General features: G+C 64.6%; 1 protein-coding gene and 1 pseudogene. Both read left to right on the top strand.

Annotated elements, in window-relative coordinates:
- Positions 1–140, top strand: a pseudogene (locus tag A0U87_RS26565) (5-deoxy-glucuronate isomerase); the annotation flags it as partial.
- Between the two features lie 87 nt (positions 141–227).
- Positions 228–779 (top strand): SDR family NAD(P)-dependent oxidoreductase (locus tag A0U87_RS02800; protein WP_137405205.1); only part of this gene is annotated, 552 nt, incomplete at its 3' end.

A 779-nucleotide genomic window follows, 5' to 3' on the forward strand; every position in this document is an offset into this window, starting at 1 on the left:
ATGAGGAAGCGGTGATCTCGCCGCCCTGGTCGATCCATATGGGATCGGGCACCAAGGCCTATGCCTTCATCTGGGCGATGGCCGGCGAGAACCAGGACTATACCGACATGAACGTGCTGGATATCTGCCAGCTGGCCTAAGCCAGAAGGGGGAGAGGCTGTCACGCCCTCTCCCCTCACATGCCCTCCCCTAACCCCTCCCTGAAGGGAGGGGGATTTGGAGCTTATATGAGCACTATCTTCGATCTGACCGGCAAGGTCGCCATCGTCACCGGCGCCAATACCGGCATTGGCCAGGCGATCGCGCTGTCGCTCGCGGCGGCCGGCGCCGACATCGCGGCGGTCGGCCGCACCCCGGCGGAAGAGACCGTCGAGAAAGTTCGCGCGCTCGGCCGCAAGGCGGAGATCGTCTCGGCCGACCTGTCGAGCATCGAGCCGGTGCAGCGCGTCGTCGACGAGACGATCGAGAAACTGGGCGGCCTCGACATCCTCATCAACAATGCCGGCATCATCCGCCGCGCCGACAGCGTCGACTTCACCGAGGAAGACTGGGACGCGGTGATCGACACCAATTTGAAGTCCACCTTCTTCCTCGCCCAGGCGGCCGGGCGGCACATGCTGGCACAGGGCTCGGGCAAAATCGTCAACATCGCCTCCTTGCTGTCGTTCCAGGGCGGCATCCGGGTGCCGAGCTATACTGCGTCCAAGAGCGGCGTCGCCGGCCTCACCAAGCTGCTGGCGAACGAATGGGCGGCCAGGGGCGTCAACGTCAACGCGATC

The organism is Sphingobium sp. MP9-4 (assembly GCF_005281675.1).
Taxonomy (GTDB): domain Bacteria; phylum Pseudomonadota; class Alphaproteobacteria; order Sphingomonadales; family Sphingomonadaceae; genus Sphingobium; species Sphingobium yanoikuyae.